Source organism: Pseudomonas sp. JY-Q (genome assembly GCF_001655295.1).
In the GTDB taxonomy this organism is placed as follows: Bacteria; Pseudomonadota; Gammaproteobacteria; order Pseudomonadales; family Pseudomonadaceae; genus Aquipseudomonas; species Aquipseudomonas alloputida.
Window position 1 is genome coordinate 3991939 of record NZ_CP011525.1, and the last position, 19999, is coordinate 4011937.

Genomic DNA, 19999 nt, shown 5'->3' on the forward strand with positions numbered 1-19999 from the left:
TTATATGTAGGTGTTGGTTCAGAATCGGGTCAGGGACAGGCCAGCCCAGGTTGCGAGCAGCCCGCCCACTACGCTGATACTGGTATAGCCCAAGGCAAGGGGCACTTGCCCGCTTTCCATCAGGCGCACGGTATCGAGCGAGAAGGAGGAAAAGGTCGTCAGGCCACCGAGGAAGCCGACAATCAGGCCGGCGCGCAGTTCGACCGGCGCCAGCGGCTTGTGCAAGAACAAGCCATAGAGCAAGCCGATCAGCAGACAGCCAACCAGGTTGACCGCCAGCGTACCGGCATAGAAGTGCCGTGGCCAGTGGGCCGCTACCCAGTTGGTGGTAGCAAAGCGCAACAAGGTACCAGCAATACCACCCGCGCTGACCGCGGCGATGAGTGCAATCACGGTTTTCTCCGCTGGCGGGGGCTGTTGCGGTCGAGGTCGGCCAGATGGCGCAGCTTCTCGCCAATTTTCAGTTCCAGGCCACGGGGCACCGGCTGATAGTACTGGCGCGGTTCCAGCTCGTCGGGGAAGTAATCCTCACCGGCGGCGTAGGCGTCAGGCTCATCGTGGGCATAGCGGTACTCGTCGCCATAGCCCAACTGTTTCATCAGCTTGGTCGGGGCATTGCGCAGGTGCAACGGCACCTCCAGCGAACCATGCTCGGCCGCTTCACGCAGGGCGGTCTTGAAGCCCACGTACACCGCGTTGCTCTTGGGTGCGCAGGCCAGGTAGGTGATGGCCTGTGCCACCGCCAACTCGCCCTCGGGGCTGCCAAGGCGCTCCTGCACATCCCAGGCAGCCAGGCACAGGCTAAGCGCACGCGGGTCGGCGTTGCCGATGTCCTCGCTGGCCATGCGCACCACGCGGCGGGCGATGTACAACGGATCGCAGCCGCCGTCGAGCATGCGTGCAAACCAGTACAGGGCGCCATCGGGGTTGGAGCCGCGCACCGACTTGTGCAGTGCGGATATCTGGTCGTAAAACGCCTCGCCGCCTTTGTCGAAGCGGCGGCGACTGTCACCCAGCAGGCTCTGTAGCATCTCGACGTCGATCTCGCTGCCGTCTTCAGCCAGGTCCGAGGCGTTCTCAAGGAAGTTGAGCATGCGCCGGCCATCGCCGTCGGCGGCGGCCATCAGCATCTTGAAGGCGTCGTCGCCCACCCGCAGGTTGCGCTTGCCCAGGCCACGCGCTTCCGTCAGCGCACGGTTGACCAGCTTGCGCAAGGCCGCTTCGTCCAGGCTCTTGAGCACATACACCCGCGCCCGTGACAGCAGCGCGTTGTTCAGCTCGAACGACGGGTTTTCGGTGGTGGCACCGATGAACAGCAGGGTGCCGTCCTCGACATAGGGCAAAAAGGCGTCCTGCTGCGACTTGTTGAAGCGGTGCACCTCGTCAACGAACAGGATGGTGCGACGGCCATATTGGCCAGCCTGCTGTTTGGCCACCTCCACCGCCTGGCGGATCTCTTTCACCCCGGCCAGCACCGCCGACACCGTTTCGAAGTGCGCATCGCAGAACTGCGCCAGCAACCGCGCCAGCGTGGTCTTGCCGACCCCGGGCGGCCCCCAGAAGATCATCGAGTGCAGCGCACCTTGTTCCAGCGCTTCGCGCAGCGGTTTACCGCGCGCCAGCAGGTGCTCCTGGCCGACGTACTCATCCAGGCTGGACGGGCGCAGACGGGCGGCCAGGGGCTGGGCGACAGGTTCGCTTCGAAACAGGTCCATGGCGAGCTCTGGTTACTCCTTGATCACGTCCGCGCCTTTGGGGATGTCGAACTTGAACTTGCTGTCCGGCACCGCCTGGTTGGCCTTGACGCCATTGAACAGAATGTTGGTGCGCTGGCCGACGCTGTCGATCAGCTGCATGTCATTGATCAGGCCTTTGCGGAACGACACGCGCAGCGAGTCGAACAACGTGTCCTTGGTCTTTGGCTTGAGGGTGAAGTCCATCACTTCACCCTGCTCCTTCGAGGCGATGTCGAAGCTCTGGCTGATCTTCGACACATCACCCGACAGCAGCAGCGCCGGGGTCTGGTTCAGGCGCACGTCGAGCTTCTTGATGGTGGCCTGCTCCAGGTCCGGGTCCCACAGGGTGACGTTCTTGCCGTCCGACACCACCACCTGCTCCTGCGGTGCATCGGTGTGCCAGTAGAACAGGCCGGGGCGCTTGACCGTCATCTTGCCCGAGGTTTCCTGCAGGCTGGTGCCATCGGCGCCCAGGGTCAGCTGGGAGAAGTTGGCCTCGATGGTCTGCGACTTTTCCAACAACTGGGTCAGGCGTTGTACGTCTTGCTCACCGGCATAAGCAGTAACCGAGCCCAGGGTAAGGGCAGAAACCAACAGCATGCGAATCGCGCGCATGGGAATCCTCATTGAGCGTTGAAAAGGCGGGCGCCACCGTTGGCGCCCGGCAGGGTGTTCATCAGTCGCGCGGGCCGCCCGGGGCTATCACTTCCCGCGAGCCGTTGCTGTTCATCGGGGTGACAACGCCGGCCATCTCCATCGACTCGATCATGCGCGCGGCACGGTTGTAGCCGATCTTCAGCTTGCGTTGCACGGCAGAAATGGAGGCGCGACGGCTCTCAAGCACGAATTGCACCGCTTCATCATACAGGGCGTCGGTTTCGGCATCGTCACCCTCGCCACCGCCGCCGCCATCAAAGCCGCTACCGGCTTCTTCGACGCCGTTGAGGATGTCGTCGTTGTAGTCCGGGGCGCCACGCAGCTTCCACGCCTCGACCGTGCGGTGCACTTCGTCGTCGGACACGAATGCGCCGTGCACCCGGATCGGCAGGCTGGTGCCCGGCGGCATGTACAGCATGTCGCCATGGCCCAGCAGCTGTTCGGCACCGCCCTGGTCGATGATGGTACGCGAGTCGATCTTGCTCGACACCTGGAACGCCATACGGGTCGGGATGTTGGCCTTGATCAGGCCGGTGATCACGTCGACCGACGGGCGCTGGGTCGCGAGGATCAGGTGAATACCGGCCGCCCGTGCCTTCTGCGCGATACGGGCGATCAGCTCTTCGACCTTCTTGCCGACGATCATCATCATGTCGGCGAATTCGTCCACCACCACCACGATGGTCGGCAAGGTTTTCAGCGCAGGTGGCTCATCGTCCATGCTCTCACGGCGATACAGCGGGTCATGGATGATTTCGCCAGCTTCCTGGGCGTCCTTGATCTTGCGGTTGAAACCGGCCAGGTTACGCACGCCCATGGCCGCCATCAGTTTGTAGCGCCGCTCCATTTCGGCCACGCTCCAGCGCAGGGCGTTGGCGGCGTCCTTCATGTCGGTGACCACCGGGCACAGTAAGTGCGGGATGCCTTCGTAGATCGACAGTTCAAGCATTTTCGGGTCGATCATGATCAGCCGCGCGTCTTCCGGGCTGGACTTGAACAGGATCGACAAAATCATCGCGTTCACACCCACCGACTTACCGGAGCCGGTAGTACCGGCCACCAACAGGTGCGGCATCTTGGCCAGGTCAGTGATCACCGGCTTGCCGCCAATGTCGTGGCCCAGCGCCAGCGTGACGGGCGATTTCTGCTCGTCGTACTGCGGCGTGGCCAGCACTTCGGAGAAGCGCACCATCTGGCGGTTTTCGTTGGGTATCTCGATACCTACCGTGGTCTTGCCAGGGATGACCTCGACCACTCGCACACTGGTCACGGCCAGCGAACGCGCCAGGTCCTTGGCCAGGTTGGCGATGCGGCTGACCTTCACGCCGGCGGCCGGCTGGATTTCGTAACGGGTAATTACCGGGCCGGGGTGGATCGAATCCACCGCCACTTCCACACCGAATTCCTTGAGCTTGATTTCCAGCAGCTGACCGACGCCGGCCAGGGACTCTGGCGAATACTCGATCTTTTTCTGTTCGGCCGGGTCGAGGATGGAAATCGAGGGCAAAGTGCCTTCCACGGCGCTGTCGAACAGCGGCGCCTGCTTTTCCTTCATCGCCCGCTTGCTCGGCTCCGGCGCCTTGGCGGCTGACGGCGGCACAATGGTGGGCGCTGCGTGCTGCTGGCGGGGCACCACGGTTTCACGCGGCGCCAATGCCTCAGGCGCCGTTTCACGTGGCGGCACAATCGGTTCGCGTGCAAGGGTTGGCTCACGTGGCTCGACCGGCTGAGCGGGTGGCTCTTCACGCTTGAGGATGCGCTCGCGCAGTGACGGTTTGGCCGGCTCGCGCTTCTCGGCAGCCATCGGCGCGGCCTTGAACACCGGTTCGTCCTCGCGCAGCTGTGCCTCAAGGCGCTTGCGCTCGTTGCGCGCTTCCCACCAGCGGGTGGCAGCCCCTTGCACCAGTTCGAACAGGTCGAGGGTGATCTTGCCGGTCAGGTCCATCACCTTGAACCACGACAGGTCGGTGAAGACGGTCAGGCCGAACAGGAACAGGGCAATGAACATCAGCGTGCTGCCCTGCACGTTCAGCAGGTTGCGCGCCAGGTCGCCCAGGCTTTCGCCCAGTGCACCACCGGCGGAGAACGGCAGGCTGGCGGGCGGGTGGAAGTGGATATGCGCCAGCGCTGCCCCCGACAGCACCAGGAACACCAGGCCAATCAGCCGCCAGGAGAACAGCCAGCCGCTCCAATCCCACGGCTGGTGGCGTTCGCGGAAAATCTGCCAGGTCTTGACCGCCAGCAGCAGCGGGAAAATATAGGCGAAGTAACCCAGCACCATGAACAGGATGTCGGCGAAGTAGGCACCGGCACGCCCGGCCGCATTCTGCACCTGGTCGACGTTGCTGGTGTGGCTGAAGCCCGGGTCCGACGTATCGTAGGTCAGCAGCGCCATCCACAGGTACAGGCACAGCGCGCCGACAGCGATCAACGCACCTTCCTTGAGGCGATAATGCAGCTGCTGCCGCCACAGTGGCACAGGCAATGGAGCTGGAGTTGCGGTGGATTTCTTCAAAACGCGTCTATTCCTGCGCGTGGTGCGCGTCCAATAGTGATCGGCCGCTGCGCGACCAACGAACCACTACTTTTAACATTACTGCCCGCCAGCCGCCATGGCGGCACGCCGTATGGGGAGTTTGGCCGGGGGCGAATTCATATAGCTGCAATTTGAGCATGCATTTTCTTTTGTGACAAAGGCTTATGCTGTGTTTTTGCACAGGTGTGACAGCAAATGTAGCGGATGGTGCCTGCGGTTTGATGAATGTGTAGGAAATTGCCCTGAATTGCCGCAAAACGGCCTCACCTCCCTGTAGGGGGTAGCTTGTGCAGGTTACGGCGCTGGCTTTGAGGCACCCAAAGAGATTGACCCCGCTTTTGACCCAAGCCATGCTGCCCTCTCCCCTCCCCCACCGCACGATAGACCATGCTCACCTGGCTGACCCGCGACTCGCTGACCTTCCCGCCCCTGGAAAAGGCGCTGCACGACCCCAACGGCCTACTGGCCGCCGGCGGTGACCTGAGCCCCGAGCGCCTGGTGCAGGCGTATCGCCATGGCTGCTTCCCGTGGTACCAGGACGGCCAACCGATCCTGTGGTGGTCACCCGACCCGCGCACGGTGTTGTTGCCCGACCAGTTGCATGTGTCACGCTCGCTGGCCAAGCTGATGCGCCAAGGCCGCTACCAGGTCAGCTTCGACACCGACTTCCCGGCCGTGATCGCCGCCTGCGCCGCGCCTCGCGACTACGCTGACGGCACCTGGATCACCGACACCATGCGCAACGCCTACTGCGAGCTGCACCGCCGCGGCATCGCCCATTCGGTCGAAGTTCGCCAGGACGGCGAACTGGTCGGGGGCCTGTACGGCCTCGCCATGGGCCAGCTGTTCTTTGGCGAATCGATGTTCAGCCGCGCCGACAACGCCTCCAAGGTCGGCTTCGTGACCTTGGTCAACCACCTGCGAGACGCCGGCTTCGTGCTTATCGACTGCCAGATGCCGACCAACCACCTGCACAGCCTGGGCGCCCACGCCATCAGCCGTGCCGAGTTCGCCAGCTACCTGGCACGCCACCTTGACCAACCCAACAGTGCTTCATGGGTTGCCTAGGCGAGTTCCCGTAGCTGGCTTACACTTAAAACAAAGTCTCACCGAAGGGGTTGATCATGACAGAGTTGGCGCGGTTGAAGTTCTATGCCACTCAGCCCCACTCCTGCAGCTACCTGCCGGAGGAGCAGGCGACCACGCTGTTCCTCGACCCCAGCCAGCCGATGGACGTGCACGTGTACGCCGATTTGTCGGAAATGGGCTTTCGCCGCAGTGGCGACCACCTGTACCGCCCACACTGCCAGAACTGCAACGCCTGCGTGCCGGCGCGCATCCCGGCGGCGCGTTTCATCCCCAACCGCCAGCAGCGTCGCATACTCAAACGTAACGCCGACCTGACCGTAACCGCAGCGCGCCCGGCGTTCAAGGAAGAGTACTTCGAGCTGTACCGGCGCTATATCGAAACGCGCCACGCCGATGGCGACATGTACCCGCCCAGCCGCGATCAGTTTTCCACCTTCCTGGTACGCGACCTGCCGTTCTGCTGGTTCTACGAATTTCGCCTGGAAGGCCGGTTGATGGCGGTGGCAGTGTGCGACCTGCTGCCCAATGGCCTGTCAGCGGTGTACACCTTCTACGAGCCGGACGAGGAGCGCCGCAGCCTCGGCCGTTTCGCCATTCTCTGGCAGATCACCGAAGCGCTGCGCCAGAACCTGGAGGCGGTTTACCTGGGCTACTGGATCAAGAACTGCAAGAAGATGAACTACAAGACGCAGTACCGACCTATCGAGCTGCTGATAAACCAGCGCTGGGTCACCCTCAACTGAAAGCATTGGCTTGACACGCAGTTTTCCGGCATAATCCACGCCACTTTTTTGCCCGGTGCGGATATGCGTCGGGCTAACACTGGATCCGAGGGCTCAACTGCATGTCGAAAGAAGACAGCTTCGAAATGGAAGGTACTGTCGTCGACACCCTGCCCAACACCATGTTCCGCGTGGAGTTGGAAAACGGGCACGTCGTAACCGCGCACATCTCCGGAAAGATGCGCAAGAACTACATCCGTATTCTCACTGGCGACAAGGTCCGCGTCGAGCTGACGCCGTACGACCTGAGCAAGGGCCGCATCACCTACCGTGCGCGCTAAACTCAAGCCATGAAAAAGCCCGGCCAGGTGCCGGGCTTTTTTGTGCCTTTTGAAACTGCAGGGGCTGCAAGGCAGCCCCTGCACATCACGCGACCTCAGCGGTGGTTTCGAAGTCGAACACCAGTTCGCCATCGCGCAGGTCGACATGCACCACGCCACCATGCTCGGCCAGCTCGCCAAACAGGATCTCCTCGGCCAGCGGCCGCTTGATCTTGTCCTGGATCAGCCGCGCCATTGGCCGCGCGCCCATCTGCACGTCATAGCCCGAAACCGCCAGCCAACCGCGCGCTTCATCGCTGACTTCCAGCAGCACACGCTTGTCTTCCAGTTGCGCCTGCAATTCGATAAGGAACTTGTCGACGATGCTTTTGATCGTCTCCGTGCTCAGGCGGCCAAACTGGATGATGGTATCCAGACGGTTGCGGAACTCTGGCGTGAAGCTCTTGCGGATCACTTCCATGGCATCGGACGCGTGGTCCTGATGAGTGAAGCCGATCGACGCCCGCGCCGCGGTTTCTGCACCGGCGTTGGTGGTCATGATCAGGATCACGTTACGGAAGTCGGCTTTGCGCCCGTTGTTGTCGGTCAAGGTACCGTGGTCCATCACCTGCAGCAGCAGATTGAAGACTTCCGGGTGGGCCTTCTCGATTTCATCGAGCAACAATACGCAGTGCGGCTGTTTGGTGATCGCCTCGGTCAACAAGCCACCCTGGTCAAAACCAACATAACCCGGCGGCGCACCAATCAAACGCGACACGGTGTGACGCTCCATGTACTCAGACATGTCGAAACGCACCAACTCCACACCCAGCGCCTTGGCCAGTTGCCGCGCCGCTTCGGTCTTGCCGACGCCGGTAGGGCCGGCGAACAGGAACGAACCCACCGGCTTGTCTGGCGACTTGAGGCCGGCACGGGACAGCTTGATCGCGGTGGCCAGCGAGTCGATTGCCTGGTCCTGGCCAAACACGGTCAGTTTCAGGTCGCGCTCAAGGTTACGCAGCAGCTCCTTGTCGGAACTGGTGACGTGCTTCGGCGGAATTCGCGCAATCTTGGCGACGATGTCCTCCACTTGCGGCACATCAATGCGCTTGACGCGATTGGCCTCTGGCTGCAGGCGCTGGTAGGCCCCAGCCTCGTCGATCACATCAATGGCCTTGTCAGGCATGTGCCGGTCGTTGATGTAGCGTGAAGCCAGTTCGGCGGCGGCGCGCAGGGCTTCGTCGCTGTACTCGATGTTGTGGTGGCTTTCGAAACGCCCTTTCAGGCCGCGCAGAATGCCCACGGTGTCTTCGACCGATGGCTCGCTGACATCCACCTTCTGGAAGCGCCGCGCCAGGGCACGGTCCTTCTCGAAGATGCCGCGAAACTCCTGGAACGTGGTCGAACCGATGCAGCGGATTTCACCCGACGACAGCAGCGGCTTGAGCAGGTTGGAGGCATCCATCACCCCGCCCGACGCCGCACCGGCGCCGATGATGGTGTGAATTTCGTCGATGAACAGGATGGCCTGCGGACGCTTGCGCAGCTCACCGAGCAGCGCCTTGAAGCGCTTCTCGAAGTCACCACGGTATTTGGTACCGGCCAGCAAGGCACCCAGATCGAGTGAGTAGACCACGCTCTGTGCCAGCAGGTCAGGCACCTGACCATCGACGATGCGCTTGGCCAGGCCTTCGGCGATGGCCGTCTTACCCACGCCAGCCTCACCCACCAGCAGCGGGTTGTTCTTGCGCCGACGGGCCAGGATTTGCGCCACGCGTTCCACTTCCTGCTCACGACCTACCAGCGGGTCGATACGGCCGGCACGGGCCAGCTCGTTCAAGTTGCTGGCGTAGGCGTCCAGCGGGTTGCTCGAAGAGGAGGTTTCGCCGCCCTCTTCGTCCTGCATGTCCTGCTCGCTTTCAGACTGCGCACCATGCCCTGGCACCTTGGAGATGCCATGGGCGATGTAGTTGACCACGTCGATACGGGCCACGCTCTGCTGCTTGAGCAGGAACACGGCCTGGCTTTCCTGTTCGCTGAAGATCGCCACCAGCACGTTGGCGCCGGTCACTTCGCGCTTGCCAGAGCTTTGCACGTGGAACACGGCACGCTGCAGCACGCGCTGGAAGCCCAGGGTTGGCTGGGTTTCACGGTCTTCGTCGTTGACAGGGATCAACGGCGTGGTGGAGTCGATGAACTCTTGCAGGTCATGCTTGAGCTTGTCGAGATTGGCGCCACAGGCGCGCAGAACGGTCGCGGCAGCCTCATTGTCAAGGAGTGCCAGCAGCAGATGCTCGACGGTCATGAACTCATGACGCTTCGAACGAGCCTCCTTGAAGGCAAGATTGAGGGTGACTTCGAGCTCGCGGTTTAACATAGCTTCACCTCATACCCAAGTGGTCGGCGATTAACCGTCCTTCTCGATTTCACAGAGTAGCGGATGCTGGCTTTCCCTGGCGTATTGGTTGACCTGCATGGCCTTTGTTTCGGCGATGTCACGGGTAAACAATCCGCACACTGCCCGCCCCTCGGTATGGACGGTCAGCATGATCTTGGTCGCCAGCTCGCGGTTCAGACTGAAGAACGTCTCGAGCACTTCGACGACGAAATCCATTGGTGTGTAGTCATCGTTGAACAAAACCACCTTGTACATCGGTGGCGCCTGCAGGATCGGCTTGGCTTCCTGAACTGCAAGACCTGAGCCGTCGTCCTCATTCGATTGCGGGCGATCCTGATTGAATGTTAGTCGAATCTCACTAGGTGCATGCATGGAAAGAATTTCATCATGAGCGTCAGGTTAAGGTTGCGGGTTGACTACACAGGCCACCGCCGGCGCAGGCGCCGCGTGACCTTGACTATCGGCAAAACGGTGTTACAACCAATAAGAACCCACCGTGGTCGATAAAGATCCGCGCAGTCAACCAGATTTTTCGCAAGGTTCGTATGCGGATGAAGTGGATGATACTCCAGTGATGGAGTCCTTTGCAGAGGGACATAGGGATGGCAAGCGGTAAAGTCAAGTGGTTCAACAATGCCAAGGGCTATGGATTCATCAATGAGGAAGGTAAATCCGATGACCTGTTCGCCCATTATTCCGCCATCCGAATGGACGGATACAAGACCCTGAAGGCTGGCCAGGCCGTGGTATTCGACATCGTCCAGGGCCCCAAAGGCTTGCACGCCGTTGAAATCAAAGATGCTGCGGCCGCCGCGGCAGAGGCTGCCAGACCCCTGGGTGAGCCGCAAAGCGAAACTGCAAAAGCCTGACTGCCTGCGCTGTGCCGATAGACGAAAAAACCGGCCATTTCTTTAAAGGAGACGGCCGGTTTTCTGTTGCCTTACATGTGTTTGATCATTTCATCGCCAAAGCCTGAGCTGCTTACCAGCTTGGCGCCTTCCATCAACCGCTCGAAATCGTAGGTCACGGTCTTGGCCGCAATGGCACCATTGGTGCCTTTGATGATCAGGTCGGCGGCCTCGGTCCAACCCATGTGGCGCAGCATCATCTCTGCCGAGAGGATCACCGAGCCCGGGTTGACCTTGTCCTGCCCGGCATACTTGGGCGCCGTGCCGTGAGTGGCCTCGAACATGGCCACGGTGTCGGACAGGTTGGCGCCCGGCGCAATGCCGATACCGCCCACCTCCGCCGCCAGGGCATCGGACAGGTAGTCACCGTTGAGGTTGAGGGTGGCGATCACGTCGTATTCGGCCGGGCGTAGCAGGATCTGCTGCAGCATGGCGTCGGCAATGGCGTCCTTGACGATGACCTCGCGACCGGTCTTGGGGTTCTTGAATTTCATCCATGGGCCACCATCGAGCAGTTCAGCGCCGAACTCGTCACGCGCCACCTCGTACCCCCAGTCCTTGAACGCGCCCTCGGTGAACTTCATGATGTTGCCCTTGTGCACCAGGGTCAGCGATTCGCGGTCGTTATCCACCACGTATTGCAGGGCCTTGCGCACCAGACGCTTGGTACCCTCCTTAGACACCGGCTTGATGCCAATGCCGCAATCCTGGTCGAAGCGGATCTTGGTGACCCCCATTTCCTCCTTGAGAAACTTGATCACCTTGTTCGCCTCGGGCGACCCGGCCTTCCACTCGATGCCGGCATAGATGTCTTCGGAGTTCTCGCGGAAGATCACCATGTCGACGTCGCCCGGCTTTTTCACCGGGCTCGGTACACCCTGGAACCACAGCACCGGCCGCAGGCATACATACAGGTCCAGTTGTTGGCGCAGGGCCACGTTGAGCGAGCGGATGCCGCCACCGACCGGGGTGGTCAGCGGGCCCTTGATCGACACCACGTAATCACGCACGGCATCGAGGGTTTCCTGCGGCAACCAAGTATCCTGGTCATACTTTTGGGTGGCTTTCTCGCCAGCGTATACCTCCATCCAGGCGATCTTGCGCTTGCCGCCGTAGGCCTTCTCCACGGCGGCATCGACCACCTTGATCATTACCGGCGAAACATCGACGCCGATCCCGTCGCCTTCAATGTAAGGAATGATCGGATGATCAGGCACGTTAAGCGAATGGTCTGCATTGACGGTAATTTTGGTGCCGTCGGTCGGAACCTTGATTTTCTGGTATCCCATGCTTGCACTACTCCGCTGTCGGGTGTGGTTTGGACATCGTGCGATCCACTGAGCCTAAACCACATCTGCCGACCTGCAAGGCATGCGACAACCCGCCGCATTGCCGCTTAGTCTTTGGTCTTATAAATGGGCCGATATCACTTGGCCTTGCTGATTAGCCCGAATGGTTTGGTATACTCCGCCGCGACCGAAGGGTCATCGGGGCGAATCCCAGGAAAATGCGGACCGCCCTAGGCCATGAATGGCCATAAAGCCTGGGTTGTTACCGCAGCTCAGCACTTGACGCTCGACTGATGCATCCACCATCACCGCTCGCAGCCTCTCGACTTTCCGCTCATGGCGCTGCCAGGGCGATGCGCCTACCCTGCGCACCACGAGACTCGAGCACGCTCAGCACACAGAGAGTTAACCCGCATGCCCACCCGTTCCAAGATCATCTATACCTTCACCGACGAAGCCCCCGCCCTCGCCACTTACTCGCTGCTGCCGATCATCGAAGCGTTCACCGCTTCGGCTGACATCGCTGTCGAAACTCGCGACATCTCCCTGGCTGGCCGTATCCTTGCCGCCTTCCCGGAGCAACTGGGCGCAGAGAAGCAAGTAGGCGATCACCTGGCGGAACTGGGCCAGCTGGCTACCACCCCTGAAGCCAACATCATCAAGCTGCCGAACATCAGCGCCTCGGTACCGCAGCTCAAAGCCGCGATCAAGGAACTGCAAGGCAAGGGCTTCAACATCCCTGACTACGCCGACGAGCCGGCCACCGCGGAAGAAAAAGAATCCCGTGCCCGCTACGACCGCATCAAGGGTTCCGCCGTGAACCCGGTGCTGCGCGAAGGCAACTCCGACCGCCGCGCGCCGCTGTCGGTCAAGAACTACGCCCGCAAGCACCCACACAAGATGGGCGCCTGGGCCGCCGACTCCAAGTCGCACGTTGCCCACATGACTCAAGGCGACTTCTACGGCAGCGAAAAGGCCGCGCTGATCGAAGCTGACGACAGCCTGCGCATCGAGCTGGTCGCCAAAGACGGCAGCACCACCGTGCTGAAAGAAAAAACCGCCGTCAAAGCCGCTGAAGTCATCGACTGCGCCACCCTGAGCCGCAAGGCCCTGAAAGCCTTCATCGCCGAGCAGATCGCCGATGCCAAGGCCGCCGGCGTGCTGCTGTCGGTGCACCTGAAAGCCACCATGATGAAGGTCTCCGACCCGATCATGTTCGGCGTCATCGTCGAAGAGTTCTACAACGACGTGCTGACCAAGCACGCCGCTGCCCTGGCCGAAGTAGGCTTCAACGCCAACAACGGTATCGGCGACCTGTACGCCCGCATCAAGGACCTGCCAGCTGACAAGCAGGCCGAGATCGAAGCCGACATCCAGGCCCTGTACGCCGAGCGCCCGGCCCTGGCCATGGTCAACTCCGACAAAGGCATCACCAACCTGCACGTGCCGAGCGACGTGATCGTCGACGCCTCGATGCCGGCCATGATCCGTGACTCGGGCAAGATGTGGAACACCGCAGGCGAACTGCAAGACGCCAAGGCCGTGATCCCGGACCGCTGCTACGCCGGCATCTACCAGGCCACCATCGAAGACTGCAAGGTCAACGGTGCCTTCGACCCGACCACCATGGGCAGCGTGCCGAACGTTGGCCTGATGGCGCAAAAGGCCGAAGAGTATGGCTCCCACGACAAGACCTTCCAGGTCAAGGCTGACGGCGTGGTTCGTGTAGTCGATGGCAAGGGCAACGTGGTGCTGGAGCAGAACGTCGAAGCCGGTGACATCTTCCGTATGTGCCAGACCAAAGACGCGCCGATCCAGGACTGGGTCAAGCTGGCCGTCAACCGTGCCCGCCTGAGCAACACCCCGGCGGTGTTCTGGCTGGACCCGGCTCGCGCCCACGACGGCGTCATGATCGAGAAGGTGCAGAAGTACCTGAAAGATCACGACACCACCGGCCTGGACATCCGCATCCTGGCACCGGTCGACGCCATCAAGTTCTCCCTGGCCCGCATCCGCGAAGGCAAGGACACCATCTCGGTGACCGGCAACGTGCTGCGTGACTACCTGACCGACCTGTTCCCGATCATGGAGCTGGGCACCAGCGCCAAGATGCTGTCGATCGTACCGCTGATGAGCGGCGGTGGCCTGTTCGAAACCGGCGCCGGCGGTTCGGCTCCGAAGCACGTGCAGCAGCTGGTTGAAGAGAACTTCCTGCGTTGGGACTCGCTGGGTGAATTCCTGGCCCTGGCCGCTTCCCTGGAGCACCTGGGCAACACCTACGACAACCCGCGCGCCAAGGTTCTGGCCAACACCCTGGACCAGGCTACCGGCAAGTTCCTCGACACCAACAAGTCGCCGTCGCGCAAAGTCGGCGGTATCGACAACCGCGGCAGCCACTTCTACCTGACCCTGTACTGGGCCGAGGCCCTGGCCGCTCAGACGGACGACGCTGCCCTGCAGGCACGCTTCGCACCACTGGCAAAAACCCTGGCCGAGAACGAAGCGACCATCGTCGCCGAGCTCAACGCCGTTCAGGGCAAGCCAGCCGACATCGGCGGCTACTACGCCCCGGATGCCGAGCTGACCGCCAAGGTGATGCGCCCAAGCCAGACCCTGAACAGCGCCATCGCTGCCCTGTAAGGTTCGCTTGAAGTAACAGCACAAACCCCGGCCACGCACCGGGGTTTGTGCTTTCTGGAAAACAAGCGCGGTCCCTGTAGGAGCGGGTTTACCCGCGAATACGGTGGTGAAAGCACTGACCCATTCGCGGGTTAACCCGCTTCTACAGGGCCCTGCAGACCGTTGAGGAGATGCTCATGACCTGGCAACCCCACATCACCGTAGCGACCATCGTCGAGCACGAAGGCAAGTTCCTCTTCGTCGAGGAATTCAAAGCCAACCAGCACGTCTTCAACCAGCCGGCCGGCCACCTCGAGCCCAACGAGACCCTGCCCCAGGCCGCCCTGCGCGAAACCCTGGAGGAAACCGCCTGGGAAGTCGAGCTGACCGGCGTGGTCGGCATCTACCTGTACACCGCCCCCAGCAACGGCGTGACCTACCAGCGCATCTGCTTCGCCGCCCGCCCCGTGCGCCATCACGCCGACCTGGCACTGGACAGCGACATCGTCCGCGCCGTGTGGCTGACCCGCGACGAACTGCTGGCCGACCCCACTCGCTGGCGCAGCGAGCTGGTGCCGCGCTGCCTGGATGACTACCTCAAAGGCCCGCTGCACAGCCTCGACCTGCTACGCGACTGACGCAGCGCCGCGGTTTTGATAGAATCGGCGTTTTTCCCCCTTGATACACACCGGTACCCATGACCAGCCCAGCACTTAAAGACCCCGCCAAGACCCGCGTCATCGTCGGCATGTCCGGCGGCGTGGACTCTTCCGTCTCAGCCCTTCTGCTCATCGAGCAGGGCTACCAGGTGGAAGGGCTGTTCATGAAGAACTGGGAAGAGGACGACGGCACCGAATACTGCACCGCCCGTGAAGACCTGGCCGACGCCCAGGCCGTGTGCGACCGTATCGGCATCAAGCTGCACACCGCCAACTTCGCCGCCGAATACTGGGACAACGTGTTCGAGCACTTCCTTGAGGAATACAAGGCTGGCCGCACCCCCAACCCCGACATCCTCTGCAACCGCGAAATCAAGTTCAAGGCGTTCCTCGACTACGCCCTGTCGCTGGGTGCCGACCTGATCGCCACCGGCCACTATGTGCGCCGCCGCAATACTGGCGCGCTCACCGAACTGCTCAAGGGCCTGGACCCGAACAAGGACCAGAGCTACTTCCTGCACGCCGTCGGCGGCCAGGAAATCGCCCGCACGCTGTTCCCGGTCGGCGAACTGGAAAAGCCCGAAGTACGCGCCATCGCCGAAAAGCACGGCCTGGCCACCGCCAAGAAGAAAGATTCCACCGGCATCTGCTTCATTGGCGAGCGCCGCTTCAGCGACTTCCTCAAGCAGTACCTGCCGGCCCAGCCGGGCGACATTGAAACCACCGAAGGTGAAGTGATCGGCCGCCACCATGGCCTGATGTACCACACCATCGGCCAGCGCCAGGGCCTGGGCATTGGCGGCCTGAAAGATGCCAGTGACGAGCCGTGGTACGTGCTGCACAAGGACCTGGCCCGCAACGTGCTGGTGGTCGGCCAGGGCAACGAGCACCCATGGCTGTTCTCCCGCGCCCTGCTGGCCTCGGACATTTTCTGGGTCAACCCGGTCGACCTCGGCAGCCCACGCCAGCTGACTGCCAAGGTGCGCTACCGCCAGAGCGACCAGCGATGCACCCTGGAACGCACCGCCAGCGGCTACCGCGCCGTGTTCGACGAGCCTCAGCGCGCCGTAACGCCGGGCCAGTCAGTGGTGTTCTATGACGGCGAAGTGTGCCTGGGCGGTGGCGTGATCGAGGCTGCCGAGCCGTGGAGCCCGCGCGCATGAGCAACCTGCAGGAGCAGCTGATCGCATTGGGCGGTGTGTTCCAGGCCGCCGTGCTTGTCGACCGCATCGCCCGCACCGGCCAGGCCAGTGAAGCCAATATCGGCTGCATGCTGGGCAGCCTGCTGGTGCGTGACCCCAAGGACACCCTGGAGGTGTTCGGCGGTGACGACCTGAACCTGCGCGACGGCTACCGAGCGCTGATCGGCGCCCTCGAGCGCGACCCCAACAGCCTGCAGCGCGAGCCACTGCGCTACGCCCTGTCGATGCTGGGCCTGGAACGCCAGCTGAACAAGCGTGGTGACCTGCTGGACACCATCGGCAACCGACTGCCGCAAATCCAGTCGCAGGCCGAGCATTTCGGCCTGGTTCACGAAAACGTCATCGCTTCCAGTGGAGCCTTGTATCAAGACACCCTGAGCACCTTGCGCCAGCGCATTCAGGTGCACGGCGACATGCGCTTCCTGCAGCAGCCCAACAACGCCTCGAAGATCCGCGCCTTGCTGCTGGCCGGCATCCGCGCCGCGCGACTGTGGCGGCAGCTGGGCGGGCACCGCTGGCAGCTGGTGTTTAGCCGGCGCAAGTTGCTGAACGAACTGTACGACATGATGCGCAGCCCCACCTGACGGGCTGGGCTGCCCTTTGTGGGAGCGGGCGTGCCCGCGAAGCAGGCGACGCGGTGTATGGCACCGGCTACGCCGGTGTTCGCGGGCACGCCTGCTCCCACAGGGGCTGCCACCAGATCCAAATTGGGCCGACCTTTGGTCAGCCACCCGACCCAGGCGCAATTTTCATGTATGATATGCGCCCTTCCAAAAGCCTGACTGTCCGAGAACACCCCATGCAGCTTTCTTCGCTCACTGCGGTTTCCCCTGTAGACGGCCGTTATGCCGGCAAAACCCAGGCCTTGCGCCCCATTTTCAGCGAATTCGGCCTGATCCGTTTCCGCGCCCTGGTCGAAGTGCGCTGGCTGCAGCGCCTGGCCGCCCACCCGCAAATCGGCGAAGTGCCGGCGTTCTCCGCCGAAGCCAACGCCCTGCTGGACAGCCTGGCCAACGATTTCAAGCTGGAGCACGCCGAGCGCGTCAAGGAAATCGAGCGCACCACCAACCACGACGTCAAGGCCATTGAATACCTCCTCAAGGAGCAGGCCGCCAAGCTGCCTGAGCTGGCCAAGGTCAGCGAGTTCATCCACTTCGCCTGCACCAGCGAGGACATCAACAACCTGTCCCACGCCCTGATGCTGCGCGCTGGCCGTGACGAAGTGCTGTTGCCGCTGATGCGCCAGGTCGCCGACGCCATCCGCGCCCTGGCCCACGCCCACGCCGAAGTGCCAATGCTGTCGCGTACCCATGGTCAGCCGGCTTCGCCGACCACGCTGGGTAAAGAACTGGCCAACGTCGTGTACCGCCTGGAGCGCCAGATCGCCCAGGTTGCCGCCGTGCCGCTGCTGGGCAAGATCAACGGCGCCGTGGGCAACTACAACGCCCACCTGTCGGCCTACTCGCAGATCGACTGGGAAGAGAACGCCCGCGCCTTCATCGAAGACGAACTGGGCCTGCAGTTCAACCCGTACACCACCCAGATCGAGCCGCACGACTACATCGCCGAGCTGTTCGACGCCATCGCCCGCTTCAACACCATCCTGATCGACTTCGACCGTGATGTGTGGGGCTACATTTCCCTGGGTTACTTCAAGCAGAAGACCGTTGCCGGCGAAATCGGTTCGTCGACCATGCCGCACAAGGTCAACCCGATCGACTTCGAAAACTCCGAAGGCAACCTGGGTATCGCCAACGCGCTGTTCCAGCACCTGGCCAGCAAGCTGCCGATCTCGCGCTGGCAGCGTGACCTGACCGACTCCACCGTGCTGCGCAACCTGGGCGTGGGCTTTGCCCACAGCGTGATCGCCTTCGAGGCCAGCCTGAAAGGCATCGGCAAGCTGGAAGTCAACGAAGCTCGCATCGCCGCCGATCTGGACGCCTGCTGGGAAGTGCTGGCCGAGCCGATCCAGACCGTGATGCGCCGCTTCAACATCGAAAACCCCTACGAGAAGCTCAAAGAGCTGACCCGTGGCAAGGGCATCACCCCAGAAGCGCTGCTGACCTTCATCGACGGCCTGGACATGCCAGCCGAAGCCAAGGCCGAGCTCAAGCAGCTGACCCCCGCTACCTACATCGGTAACGCGGCGGCCCAGGCCAAACGCATCTAAGCTGAGCGTCGCGTACAACGCCCGGCCTGGCCGGGCGTTTTTATTCCCGTACGAAAATTACGTTTTTTCAATAGGTTGAACATGAATCCTGATACTCCACTGCAGCTGCTCGGCGGCATCTCGGCCCGCGAATTCATGCGCGACTACTGGCAGAAGAAGCCGCTGCTGGTACGCCAGGCCTTCCCGGACTTCATCAGCCCGATCGACCCCGACGAGCTCGCCGGCCTGGCCCTGGAAGACGAGGTCGAGTCGCGTATCGTGCTGGAGCACGGCGCGCACCCGTGGGAACTGCGCCGCGGCCCGTTCAGCGAAGACACCTTCGCCGAACTGCCGGAAAAAGACTGGACCCTGCTGGTACAGGCCGTTGACCAGTTCGTTCCGGAAGTGGCCGAACTGCTGGAAAACTTCCGCTTCCTGCCCAGCTGGCGTATCGATGACGTGATGATCAGCTTCGCCGCCCCGGGTGGCAGCGTCGGCCCGCACTTCGACAACTACGACGTGTTCCTGCTGCAAGGCCACGGCCAGCGCAACTGGAAGATCGGCCAGATGTGCAGCAGTGACAGCCCGCTGCTGGAGCACGCCGACTTGCGTATCCTGGCCGAGTTCGAGCAGAGCGGCGAGTGGACCCTGGAGCCCGGCGACATGCTCTACCTGCCACCGCGCCTGGCCCACTACGGTGTGGCCGTGGATGACTGCCTGACCTACTCGGTCGGCTTCCGCGCACCGAGCGCTGCCGAAGTGCTGACCCACTTCACCGACTTCCTCGGCCAGTTCCTGCCCGACGAAGAGCGCTACAGCGACGCCGACGCCCAGCCGGTCAGCGACCCGCACCAGATCCAGCACGATGCCCTCGACCGCCTCAAGGCGCTGCTCGACAAGCACATGGGCGACAAGGACCTGCTGCTGACCTGGTTCGGCCAGTTCATGACCGAGCCGCGCTACCCCGAGCAGGTCGTTGGCGAAGAGCTGACCGAGGAAGAGCTGATCGACGCCCTTGAGCAGGGCGCCATCCTGATCCGCAACCCCAGCGCACGCCTGGCCTGGTCGGAATTCGAAGACGACCTGCTGCTGTTCGCCAGCGGCCGTAGTTGCCCACTGCCCGGCAAACTGCGAGAGCTGCTGAAGCTGGTATGTGCGGCCGACGCCTTGCACATCGACAACCTGGCCGAGTGGCTGCAGGACGAAGATGGCCTTATGCTGGTACAGCAGCTGGTCAAACAAGGGAGCCTGGGATTCGCCAATGAATAAGATCAGCGTTCGCCTCGCCGATTGGCACAAAGACAACGCCGACATCCGCCGTATCCGTGAAGCCGTGTTCGTCGCCGAGCAGCACATTCCGCCAGAGCTGGAGTTCGATTCTGAAGACCAGGATGCCCTGCACTTCCTGGCCCTGGAAGGCGACTATCCGATCGGTACTGCGCGCCTGCTGGCCGACGGCACCATCGGGCGCATCTCGGTGCTCAAGGACTGGCGCGGCCTGAAGGTGGGCGATGCGTTGGTCAATGCGGTCATCGTCGAAGCGCAGAACCGCGACCTGAAACAGCAGATGCTCAGCGCCCAGGTACACGCCACGCCGTTCTATGAGCGGCTGGGCTTTCGCGTAGTCAGCGAGGAATTCCTCGAAGCTGGCATCCCGCATGTCGACATGGTGCGCGACTCGCGCGCCTGATCCATCACCTGTGCCGGCCGCTTCG

18 protein-coding genes are annotated in these 19999 nt (G+C 62.2%); 11 read left to right on the plus strand and 7 right to left on the minus strand.

Going from position 1 to position 19999, the window contains the following annotated elements; all coding sequences use genetic code 11:
- Positions 1-18 precede the first annotated feature (18 nt).
- The 4 genes from crcB to AA098_RS18215 form a co-directional block, all read right to left on the minus strand.
- A complete protein-coding gene (gene crcB / locus AA098_RS18200) occupies positions 19-393 on the minus strand; it encodes a fluoride efflux transporter CrcB (RefSeq protein WP_003251205.1) in 375 nt (124 codons plus the stop codon).
- Positions 390-1715, minus strand: coding sequence for a replication-associated recombination protein A (locus AA098_RS18205; protein ID WP_003251207.1), 1326 nt, complete (start codon positions 1713-1715; stop codon positions 390-392). Before AA098_RS18205 ends, crcB begins: the two co-directional genes overlap by 4 nt.
- A gap of 12 nt (positions 1716-1727) precedes the next feature.
- Positions 1728-2351 (minus strand): outer membrane lipoprotein chaperone LolA, encoded by a 624-nt coding sequence (gene lolA / locus AA098_RS18210; RefSeq protein ID WP_003251209.1) that lies wholly within the window; start codon positions 2349-2351, stop codon positions 1728-1730.
- 61 nt (positions 2352-2412) lie between these two features.
- Complete coding sequence (locus tag AA098_RS18215) at positions 2413-4908, minus strand: DNA translocase FtsK (RefSeq protein WP_177342684.1); 2496 nt, start codon at positions 4906-4908, stop codon at positions 2413-2415.
- Positions 4909-5316: 408 nt separating this feature from the next.
- Here AA098_RS18215 and aat point away from each other — a divergent pair, with 408 nt between their 5' ends.
- The 3 genes from aat (at position 5317) to infA (ending at position 7081) form a co-directional block, all read left to right on the plus strand.
- The gene (gene aat / locus AA098_RS18220) at positions 5317-5997 is read left to right on the plus strand and encodes a leucyl/phenylalanyl-tRNA--protein transferase (protein ID WP_003251213.1); all 681 of its coding nucleotides are present in this window, start codon (positions 5317-5319) and stop codon (positions 5995-5997) included.
- Positions 5998-6053: 56 nt separating this feature from the next.
- Entirely contained in the window at positions 6054-6761 is a 708-nt protein-coding gene (locus tag AA098_RS18225; RefSeq protein ID WP_003251215.1) for an arginyltransferase, read from the plus strand.
- Between the two features lie 101 nt (positions 6762-6862).
- A complete protein-coding gene (infA, locus tag AA098_RS18230; protein WP_002553999.1) occupies positions 6863-7081 on the plus strand; it encodes a translation initiation factor IF-1 in 219 nt (72 codons plus the stop codon).
- Positions 7082-7166: 85 nt separating this feature from the next.
- Here the strand turns inward: infA and clpA are convergent, their stop codons facing one another.
- Together clpA and clpS are read right to left on the minus strand one after the other, a co-directional pair.
- Positions 7167-9437 (minus strand): ATP-dependent Clp protease ATP-binding subunit ClpA, encoded by a 2271-nt coding sequence (clpA, locus tag AA098_RS18235; protein WP_003251217.1) that lies wholly within the window; start codon positions 9435-9437, stop codon positions 7167-7169.
- Between the two features lie 30 nt (positions 9438-9467).
- Positions 9468-9830, minus strand: a complete 363-nt coding sequence (gene clpS, locus AA098_RS18240) for an ATP-dependent Clp protease adapter ClpS (RefSeq protein WP_003251220.1) — start codon at positions 9828-9830, stop codon at positions 9468-9470.
- Between the two features lie 230 nt (positions 9831-10060).
- Here clpS and cspD point away from each other — a divergent pair, with 230 nt between their 5' ends.
- A complete protein-coding gene (cspD, locus tag AA098_RS18245; RefSeq protein WP_003251222.1) occupies positions 10061-10327 on the plus strand; it encodes a cold shock domain-containing protein CspD in 267 nt (88 codons plus the stop codon).
- 71 nt (positions 10328-10398) lie between these two features.
- Here cspD and icd read toward each other — a convergent pair whose 3' ends face one another.
- On the minus strand, positions 10399-11655 hold the full coding sequence (gene icd / locus AA098_RS18250; RefSeq protein ID WP_003251224.1) for an NADP-dependent isocitrate dehydrogenase: 1257 nt from the start codon (positions 11653-11655) through the stop codon (positions 10399-10401).
- A gap of 414 nt (positions 11656-12069) precedes the next feature.
- On the opposite strand from icd, the gene AA098_RS18255 reads away from it, so the two are divergent.
- From AA098_RS18255 to AA098_RS18285, 7 genes are all read left to right on the plus strand, one after another.
- Positions 12070-14295, plus strand: a complete 2226-nt coding sequence (locus AA098_RS18255; RefSeq protein ID WP_003251225.1) for an NADP-dependent isocitrate dehydrogenase — start codon at positions 12070-12072, stop codon at positions 14293-14295.
- Positions 14296-14471: 176 nt separating this feature from the next.
- Positions 14472-14912 (plus strand): NUDIX hydrolase, encoded by a 441-nt coding sequence (locus AA098_RS18260; protein ID WP_003251227.1) that lies wholly within the window; start codon positions 14472-14474, stop codon positions 14910-14912.
- Positions 14913-14971: 59 nt separating this feature from the next.
- Positions 14972-16096, plus strand: a complete 1125-nt coding sequence (gene mnmA / locus AA098_RS18265) for a tRNA 2-thiouridine(34) synthase MnmA (RefSeq protein WP_064614862.1) — start codon at positions 14972-14974, stop codon at positions 16094-16096.
- The gene (gene hflD, locus AA098_RS18270) at positions 16093-16719 is read left to right on the plus strand and encodes a high frequency lysogenization protein HflD (protein WP_003251232.1); all 627 of its coding nucleotides are present in this window, start codon (positions 16093-16095) and stop codon (positions 16717-16719) included. The genes mnmA and hflD overlap by 4 nt, the downstream gene beginning before the upstream one ends.
- A gap of 215 nt (positions 16720-16934) precedes the next feature.
- Complete coding sequence (gene purB, locus AA098_RS18275; RefSeq protein WP_003251234.1) at positions 16935-18305, plus strand: adenylosuccinate lyase; 1371 nt, start codon at positions 16935-16937, stop codon at positions 18303-18305.
- Between the two features lie 81 nt (positions 18306-18386).
- Positions 18387-19553, plus strand: coding sequence for a cupin domain-containing protein (locus AA098_RS18280; RefSeq protein WP_064614863.1), 1167 nt, complete (start codon positions 18387-18389; stop codon positions 19551-19553).
- Complete coding sequence (locus AA098_RS18285) at positions 19546-19974, plus strand: GNAT family N-acetyltransferase (protein ID WP_003251237.1); 429 nt, start codon at positions 19546-19548, stop codon at positions 19972-19974. Before AA098_RS18280 ends, AA098_RS18285 begins: the two co-directional genes overlap by 8 nt.
- Positions 19975-19999 lie beyond the last annotated feature (25 nt).

Excerpts from the sequence above, each read along its gene's own strand:
- AA098_RS18225 (WP_003251215.1), top strand. The coding sequence starts at position 6,054 with ATGACAGAGTTGGCGCGGTTGAAGTTCTATGCCACTCAGCCCCACTCC.
- lolA (WP_003251209.1), bottom strand. The coding sequence starts at position 2,351 with ATGCGCGCGATTCGCATGCTGTTGGTTTCTGCCCTTACCCTGGGCTCG.
- AA098_RS18255 (WP_003251225.1), top strand. The coding sequence starts at position 12,070 with ATGCCCACCCGTTCCAAGATCATCTATACCTTCACCGACGAAGCCCCC.
- aat (WP_003251213.1), top strand. The coding sequence starts at position 5,317 with ATGCTCACCTGGCTGACCCGCGACTCGCTGACCTTCCCGCCCCTGGAA.
- purB (WP_003251234.1), top strand. The coding sequence starts at position 16,935 with ATGCAGCTTTCTTCGCTCACTGCGGTTTCCCCTGTAGACGGCCGTTAT.
- AA098_RS18285 (WP_003251237.1), top strand. The coding sequence starts at position 19,546 with ATGAATAAGATCAGCGTTCGCCTCGCCGATTGGCACAAAGACAACGCC.
- AA098_RS18260 (WP_003251227.1), top strand. The coding sequence starts at position 14,472 with ATGACCTGGCAACCCCACATCACCGTAGCGACCATCGTCGAGCACGAA.
- cspD (WP_003251222.1), top strand. The coding sequence starts at position 10,061 with ATGGCAAGCGGTAAAGTCAAGTGGTTCAACAATGCCAAGGGCTATGGA.
- mnmA (WP_064614862.1), top strand. The coding sequence starts at position 14,972 with ATGACCAGCCCAGCACTTAAAGACCCCGCCAAGACCCGCGTCATCGTC.
- AA098_RS18280 (WP_064614863.1), top strand. The coding sequence starts at position 18,387 with ATGAATCCTGATACTCCACTGCAGCTGCTCGGCGGCATCTCGGCCCGC.
- clpS (WP_003251220.1), bottom strand. The coding sequence starts at position 9,830 with ATGCATGCACCTAGTGAGATTCGACTAACATTCAATCAGGATCGCCCG.
- hflD (WP_003251232.1), top strand. The coding sequence starts at position 16,093 with ATGAGCAACCTGCAGGAGCAGCTGATCGCATTGGGCGGTGTGTTCCAG.
- clpA (WP_003251217.1), bottom strand. The coding sequence starts at position 9,437 with ATGTTAAACCGCGAGCTCGAAGTCACCCTCAATCTTGCCTTCAAGGAG.
- AA098_RS18205 (WP_003251207.1), bottom strand. The coding sequence starts at position 1,715 with ATGGACCTGTTTCGAAGCGAACCTGTCGCCCAGCCCCTGGCCGCCCGT.
- infA (WP_002553999.1), top strand. The coding sequence starts at position 6,863 with ATGTCGAAAGAAGACAGCTTCGAAATGGAAGGTACTGTCGTCGACACC.
- icd (WP_003251224.1), bottom strand. The coding sequence starts at position 11,655 with ATGGGATACCAGAAAATCAAGGTTCCGACCGACGGCACCAAAATTACC.